The sequence below is a fragment of the Acidithiobacillus sp. TH-A35 genome, from assembly GCF_057473505.1.
The window spans coordinates 1-7,153 of record NZ_JBYCKR010000240.1 but is presented as its reverse complement, the minus strand read 5'-3'; the positions used below and the strand labels follow the sequence as shown (position 1 = coordinate 7,153).

The 7,153-nt window shown below is 56.9% G+C and carries 8 protein-coding genes and 2 tRNA genes; 9 read left to right on the top strand and 1 reads right to left on the bottom strand.

The window, feature by feature from the left end; translation table 11 throughout:
• The 4 genes from pyrG to AC2VNK_RS07995 all read left to right on the top strand — a co-directional run.
• On the top strand, positions 1 to 769 hold a 769-nt coding region (pyrG, locus tag AC2VNK_RS08010; RefSeq protein WP_486883410.1), incomplete at its 5' end, for a CTP synthase.
• On the top strand, positions 766 to 1,608 hold the full coding sequence (gene kdsA, locus AC2VNK_RS08005) for a 3-deoxy-8-phosphooctulonate synthase (protein ID WP_486883409.1): 843 nt from the start codon (positions 766 to 768) through the stop codon (positions 1,606 to 1,608). The genes pyrG and kdsA, both read left to right, overlap by 4 nt.
• Position 1,609: 1 nt before the next feature.
• Positions 1,610 to 2,890 carry a phosphopyruvate hydratase gene (gene eno / locus AC2VNK_RS08000; protein WP_486883408.1) on the top strand — a complete coding sequence of 427 codons (1,281 nt, stop codon included), beginning with the start codon at positions 1,610 to 1,612 and terminating at the stop codon, positions 2,888 to 2,890.
• Between the two features lie 54 nt (positions 2,891 to 2,944).
• Entirely contained in the window at positions 2,945 to 3,310 is a 366-nt protein-coding gene (locus tag AC2VNK_RS07995; RefSeq protein WP_291520991.1) for a septum formation initiator family protein, read from the top strand.
• A gap of 49 nt (positions 3,311 to 3,359) precedes the next feature.
• On the opposite strand, the gene efp is transcribed toward AC2VNK_RS07995, so the two are convergent.
• On the bottom strand, positions 3,360 to 3,920 hold the full coding sequence (gene efp / locus AC2VNK_RS07990) for an elongation factor P (protein ID WP_291520993.1): 561 nt from the start codon (positions 3,918 to 3,920) through the stop codon (positions 3,360 to 3,362).
• Between the two features lie 89 nt (positions 3,921 to 4,009).
• On the opposite strand from efp, the gene AC2VNK_RS07985 reads away from it, so the two are divergent.
• From AC2VNK_RS07985 to AC2VNK_RS07965, 5 genes are all read left to right on the top strand, one after another.
• A complete protein-coding gene (locus AC2VNK_RS07985) occupies positions 4,010 to 4,312 on the top strand; it encodes a gamma-butyrobetaine hydroxylase family protein (RefSeq protein ID WP_486883407.1) in 303 nt (100 codons plus the stop codon).
• Between the two features lie 31 nt (positions 4,313 to 4,343).
• Positions 4,344 to 6,215 carry an excinuclease ABC subunit UvrC gene (gene uvrC / locus AC2VNK_RS07980; protein WP_291520997.1) on the top strand — a complete coding sequence of 624 codons (1,872 nt, stop codon included), beginning with the start codon at positions 4,344 to 4,346 and terminating at the stop codon, positions 6,213 to 6,215.
• A gap of 2 nt (positions 6,216 to 6,217) precedes the next feature.
• Entirely contained in the window at positions 6,218 to 6,805 is a 588-nt protein-coding gene (gene pgsA, locus AC2VNK_RS07975) for a CDP-diacylglycerol--glycerol-3-phosphate 3-phosphatidyltransferase (RefSeq protein ID WP_291520999.1), read from the top strand.
• Positions 6,806 to 6,827: 22 nt separating this feature from the next.
• Positions 6,828 to 6,902, top strand: a tRNA-Gly gene (locus AC2VNK_RS07970).
• A gap of 40 nt (positions 6,903 to 6,942) precedes the next feature.
• Positions 6,943 to 7,016: transfer RNA gene (locus tag AC2VNK_RS07965), tRNA-Cys, on the top strand.
• Positions 7,017 to 7,153: the final 137 nt, after the last annotated feature.

The following is a 7,153-nucleotide window of genomic DNA, read 5'->3' as shown; positions in this document are numbered from 1 at the left end:
GATTGCCCTCGTGGGTAAATATGTGGGGCTTACCGAGTCCTACAAGTCACTGGCCGAGGCGTTGCTTCACGCCGGATTGCGGGCACGGCGGAGTGTGCGCTTCCTGTATGTGGATGCAGAAGATATCGAGACGCAGGGGACGGAAATGCTCGCGGAAGCGGATGCGATTCTGGTACCCGGTGGTTTCGGCGGACGTGGCACCGAGGGCAAAATCACCACCATTCGCTACGCGCGAGAGCAGAAGGTGCCTTATCTTGGTATCTGCCTCGGCATGCAATTAGCGGTCGTTGAGTTCGCGCGGCATTGCGCCGGACTGACGGACGCCAACAGTACAGAGCTGGACCCCCAGACTCCGGCGCCGGTTATTACGCTGATGACCGAGTGGTCCGATCCCGAAGGTCATAAAGCATATCGGGAAGAGGGCGGTAATCTGGGCGGCACCATGCGGCTGGGTGAGCAGGAATGCCGATTGGAACCCGGCAGCTTGGCGACACAAGCTTATGGGCAGGAGCGGATTTACGAGCGACATCGCCATCGCTTCGAGTTCAATAACCGTTACCGCAATTCGTTGGCTACGGCGGGGTTGCGTTACACGGGTTTCTCTGCGGATAGTGAGCTGGTGGAAGTGGTGGAGTTGCCGGGCCACCCGTGGTTTCTGGGCTGCCAGTTTCACCCGGAGTTCACCAGTAACCCGCGTGAGGGGCATCCATTGTTTGATGCCTTTATGCGCGCCGCCATCGCGCAGCGGGAACGGGAGGCGGTAGCGTGAAACTTTGTGGCTTCGAGGCAGGTCTGCAGCACCCTTTCTTTCTGATGGCGGGCCCCTGTGCGATTGAGAGTGAATCCCTGGCGTTGCGCACGGCGGAAGATCTGCGCGATATCTGTGCACGTCTCGGTATCCCCTTTATTTACAAAAGTTCCTACGACAAGGCGAACCGCTCTTCGGGACAGAGTTTCCGAGGACCCGGTAGGGACGAAGGACTGCGCATTCTCGAAAAAGTCCGCCGGGAAGTGGGTGTACCGGTCATTACGGATGTTCATGAAAAAGAAGACGTGTCTGCCGTGGCGGAGGTGGCCGATGTGCTGCAAACGCCAGCCTTCCTCTGTCGGCAGACCGATTTCATTCAGGCCGTCGCTGCTGCGGGTAAGCCGGTCAACATCAAGAAGGGCCAGTTCCTCGCGCCCTGGGATATGCTGCACGTCGCCAACAAGGCCAAAGCTACCGGCAATGACCAGATTATGGTCTGTGAGCGCGGTGCCTCCTTCGGCTATAACAACCTCGTATCGGATATGCGTTCCCTCGCAGTGATGCGCCAGACCGGATGCCCTGTGGTTTTTGACGCAACCCATTCGGTACAGCTCCCGGGTGGTCAGGGCGACCGATCTGGGGGTCAGCGCGAATTTATCCCGGTGCTGGCGCGTTCAGCCGTGGCGGCAGGTGTGTCAGGGCTCTTTATGGAGACGCATCCTGATCCGGCGCAGGCCTTGTCCGATGGCCCCAACGCTTGGCCGCTGGGACGTATGGAGAGCCTGTTGCGTGTCCTCCAGCAGATTGATCATCTCGTGAAAGACCAAGATTTTTCTGAAAACCATCCTGAGGAGAGTTAGCATGAACGCCATCGTCCGCATACAAGCCCGTGAAGTTCTCGATTCGCGTGGTAACCCCACGGTGGAAGCCGAAGTCCATCTGGAAAATGGTGCTATGGGCCGTGCTATTGTTCCCAGTGGCGCCTCTACCGGCGAGCGCGAAGCCGTAGAATTGCGTGACGGGGGCCAGCGCTACGGTGGCAAGGGGGTGCGCAAAGCCGTGGAGCACGTCAACGGTGAGATCCAGGATTTACTCCTCGGCATGGAAGCCGAAGAGCAGGAGCATATTGACGCCGCCCTCTGCGCCCTGGATGGCACCGAAAATAAGGCACGTCTCGGCGCCAACGCGATCCTCAGCGTTTCACTGGCGACTGCCCATGCCGCCGCCCACGCCGCTGGCCAACCCTTGTATCGCTATATTGGCGGCCTTGGTCCTCTGCAATTGCCTGTCCCGATGATGAACGTCATCAACGGCGGTGCCCATGCCGATAATGACGTGGACATGCAGGAATTTATGCTGATCCCGGCGGGTGCGGAGTCTTTCTCTGAGGCGCTGCAGATGGGGGTGGAAGTGTTTCACAGCCTCAAAGCCGTACTGCAATCGCGCGGATTGGCGACGACCGTCGGCGACGAGGGCGGTTTCGCTCCGAATCTGCCTTCCAATGAGGCGGCACTGGAATTGCTCATGGACGCCATCAGCAAGGCGGGTTATCAGCCGGGCAAAGATATCTGGCTGGGCATGGACGTAGCGTCCAGTGAATTTTATCGGGATGGGCGTTATCATCTGGCCAGCGAAAAGCGCGAACTCAATAGTGCGCAATTCGTAGACTACCTGGAGACACTGACCGATCGTTATCCGTTGATCAGCATTGAAGATGGCATGGATCAAAACGACTGGGAAGGCTGGATCATGCTGACTGATCGTCTCGGCGATCGTTTGCAACTGGTTGGCGATGATATTTTCGTGACGAATACGACCATTTTGCGCGAAGGTATTGAGCGTGGTGTCGCCAATAGCATCCTCATTAAACTCAACCAGATTGGCACGTTATCCGAGACCCTGGCGGCCATTGAAATGGCAAAAACCCATAGTTATACAGCTATCGTCTCGCACCGCTCCGGAGAAACCGAGGACACCACATTGGCCGATGTCGCGGTGGCTACAGGTTGTGGTCAGATTAAAACAGGTTCTTTGTCGCGTACGGATCGGGTTGCAAAATACAACCGTTTGTTGCGTATTGAGGAAGACTTGGGCGACGCGGCCCGTTATCCCGGACTTGCAACTTTTTATAATCTAGACTAAAAGGAATTTAATGGGATATTTTCTGGGCCATTAAATTTTCGGGGATTTTTCGGCATGGGCCATTGGGCGCGCGTAAAAAGTAGCGTAGGCACTGCTAAGGCAGAAATGCGCCTTGCAGACTTTATGCTCCTGGCCGTGTTGTGCGCCTTGCAATATCCGCTTTGGTTTGGTTCTGGAAGCTGGTGGAATGTTGCGGACCTGCACCAGAAACTGGAAACCAGGCAGGTTGTTTTGAAGCAGTTAGAAGATCGCAACGATCTTCTGGTGGCGCAGGTGAAGAGCCTGCAAACGGGAAGCCATGCTGTTGAAGAGTTGGCCCGGCGTCATTTGGGGATGGTCAGTAAGGGAGAGGTGTTTGTCTGGGTGATCCCGGCCAAAGCCAGTCCCAACAGTGTGAACGCAACTACCCAGGTGTCCTGAGTTGTGCCGGGCGTTTCGCAGCTCCGGCAATCTGTCCGTTTACGATCTGTCAGGCGCGGTCGATGTAACTGCCGTCTACCGTATTCACCCGGATTTTTTCACCCGCATTCACAAACTGCGGCACCATAACCGTAATGCCGGTTTCCATACGCGCGGACTTATAGGAGCCGGTAGCGGTTTGTCCCTTAATGGCGGGGTCGGCTTCAACCACCTCCAAAGTGACCACAGGCGGCAATTCAACACCAATGGGTCTTTCGTTATGCAGGTTGACCTGGATTTCGGTATTGGGCAAGAGATAGCCGGTTTGTCCTTCGAGCAGATCCTCACTGAGAATGATCTGCTCAAAGCTCTCGTTGTCCATAAAGACATAGCCGGTGGCATCTGCGTATAGATACTGCATGGTACGCGGCTCGACGACGGCCTTCTCCATACTTTCTCCAGAACGGAAGCGGGTATTGGACTTGGTACCCGTCTCAATATTCTTCATCTCGACCTGTACGAAGGCACCGCCCTTGCCGGGTTTCACGAAATCGGTTTTGAGTACACGCCAAAGCCCTCTTTCATGTTCCAGAATATTGCCTGGGCGGATATCAAAGGCGGAAATCTTCATACTGTAGTCCTTCTGGGCATTCCCTTTAGAGGGCGTGAATTGTACCCTAGAGGCCTATTTCTGACCAGCCCGGTCCCTGAGAGGTAATCATGTCTGAGCCCCGCACCCAGCCCCTGGAGATTCGTCCCCTCATGATCAGTCGCATCATGGAAGTAGATTGGGCTGACGGTCACACCAGCCGTCTGACCTTTGAACACCTGCGGGTGGAATGTCCCTGCGCGGAGTGTAAGGGGCACACACCCGATCAGGCGCAAGTGATTACTGGTAAAGAGGACGTGGGCATTGTGGATGTGGCACCGGTGGGCAACTACGCGGTGCAACTGCATTTCAGCGACGGTCACAATACGGGCATTTTTACCTGGGAATATCTGCGCATGCTGGATAATGAATGAGCGCTTCTGGAGTTAAAAGTTCTAAAATTTCATGGATGCTGAACCCATAGAAAACGCCCGGAGAGATATTGAGACGGCGGAAACGTCTTTCGTTCTTGGCGACTTTCTGCGTACGCTGACCAGTCAGCCCGGTATTTACCAGATGGTTGGCTCTGGGTGCCGCCTGCTCTACGTGGGCAAGGCCCGCAATCTCAGGCGCCGCGTCAGTTCTTACTTTCAGAAGCAGCGCCACGGCCCCAAAACGCTGGCGATGCTGGCGCAGGTAAAACGGGTCGAAGTGATAGTGACCCACACCGAAACCGAAGCGCTGGTGCTGGAAGCCAATCTCATCAAGCGCCACCAGCCGCCGTACAATATCCTGCTGCGCGATGATAAGAGTTACCCCTACCTGTTCATAGAAAGCAGTCACGACACGCCGCGCATGAGTTTGCACCGGGGCGCCCAGAAGGGCAAAGGGCACTACTTCGGCCCGTATCCGGCCGTCACTGCGCTACGCGAGAGTATGGTGCTGTTACAGAAAGCCTTTCGCTTGCGGACCTGTGAGGATCATACCTTTTACCATCGCAGCCGGGCTTGTTTGCAGTACCAGATTCGCCGTTGTAGCGGTCCCTGCGTGGGGCATATCAGCGGGGAGGACTACGCACGGGATGTGGCGGACACCATCCGCTTTCTGGAAGGGAAAAGCGACGAGGCGATCCGCAGTCTGGGGGCGCGCATGCAGGCCGCAGCGGAACAACTGGATTTCGAGGAGGCAGCGCGGCGCCGTGATCAGATCGCCGCTTTGTCCAAGATTCAGGAGCGTCAGTATGTGGCGCAGGCGGGTGGGGGCGACTTTGATGTGCTGGCGGCAGCACAAGAGAATGGGCAGTGGGTGGTGTATGTCAGTTTTATCCGCAATGGACGACAACTGGGCGGACGCTCCATTTTCCCGCGCCATACGGAAGAAGTGCGTGCGCCAGATGTCCTCGCGGCCTTCCTCATGCAGTTCTACAGTAATAAAGAGGTGCCGGGGAATCTGCTGGTCAATGTGCTGCCACGTTCGCCGGCCTCACTCGCGGAGGCTTTGAGCAGCGAAGCCGGGCACCGGGTCATGATTGATCAGCCGCAGCGCGGTCCGCGCAGGCGCTGGATGGCATTGGCGTTCACCAACGCCGTGGGAGCGTTGCGCCAAAGAGCGCAGACCGCCACCGCCGGACGACGGCGTATGCTCCTGCTACAGGAGCTTTTTGACCTCGCAGAGGCGCCGCAGCGCGTAGAATGCTTTGACATTAGCCATACACGCGGTGAAGCGGCGGTGGCATCTTGTGTGGTTTTCGGTGAAGATGGGGCGCTGAAGAGTGCGTATCGCCGCTTCAATATCCGGGACATCCAGGGCGGGGACGATTACGCGGCTATAGAGCAGGCTGTGCATCGCCGCTACGCGCGCTTGCAAAAAGAAGGTTTGCCCTTGCCAGAGATCGTCCTTATTGACGGCGGTCCCGGGCAGGTGGCCCGGGCCCAAGTGGCTTTGGATGCATTGGAGATAGGGTGTATTCAGTTGTGTGGGGTAGCGAAAGGGACGACGCGGCGTCCGGGGCTGGAGATGCTGCATATTCCCGGGTGGGCCGCGGCGCGACAATTTGACGATGATGACCCAGTATTACTGGTGATTCAGGAAATACGCGACGAAGCCCATCGTTTTGCCATTACCGGTCATCGGGCGCGACGCGGCAAGGCGCGACAGGAGTCTGATCTGGATGGCATCGCCGGAATCGGACCCAAACGGCGAGTCGCGCTGTTACGCGCATTTGGCGGTTTACGGGGGGTTCGTGACGCCGGTATAGAGGATTTGCAGCGCGTAGAAGGTATCCATCTGGAACTCGCGCAGCGGATATATGATTTCTTTCACGTAGGACGTGCCTGATTGTGATAAAACGGCTGCCCAATTTCCTGACAGTTCTGCGCATCTTGTTGGTGCCTATTTTTGTGGCGCTCTTTTACTGGGGGAGCGATATGCGCACTTTGGGCGCCACCGGCGTTTTTGCGGTGGCGGCGATTACGGATTGGGCTGATGGCTATCTGGCCCGGCGCTATCAGGGGGTGTCCCCCTTTGGTACCTTCCTGGACCCGGTTGCAGATAAGATTATGGTGGTCACTGCACTGGTGCTCATCGCGTCTTCGGGAGAGGTGCCAAAGATACTTGCGGGTATTCTGATCAGCGTGATTATTGGCCGGGAAATCACTGTGTCTGCGCTGCGCGAATGGATGGCAGAGCTGGGGGAGCGCAAGAAGGTGGCAGTCTCCTGGCTGGGCAAGGCGAAGGCGACTACGCAGATGATTTCGATCCTGCTCCTGGTCTACGAACGACCTCTGTTTGGCCTGTCGGGACGGAACCTGGGCATTGCCCTCCTGGTCGTGGCGGCGGCGATGACACTCTGGAGTATGGTAGGCTACTTGCGCGCCGCTTGGCCCAGCTTGATGGCCAGCGACGTTCATCTTGACAAGGACCGGTGATCTCGGTAACCTTTGCGCCCATGCGGGAATAGCTCAGTGGTAGAGCACAACCTTGCCAAGGTTGGGGTCGCGAGTTCGAGCCTCGTTTCCCGCTCCACAATCGAGGGAAAGCATTCAGTCTTTCCCTTTTCTTTTAAGGCTGGGTGGCAGAGTGGTCATGCAGCGGCCTGCAAAGCCGCGTACCCCGGTTCGATTCCGGGCCCAGCCTCCAAACAAAAACAACAAGTTGTAATAAATTCTCCAGTATCTCTTGAATAAGAGCTGCACTTGGGCAGGGTTTCAGGTGCAGCGCGAGGTGCAGCATGGTGACCATTTCACCACGTCACGATCAGGACGATAACCTGATCG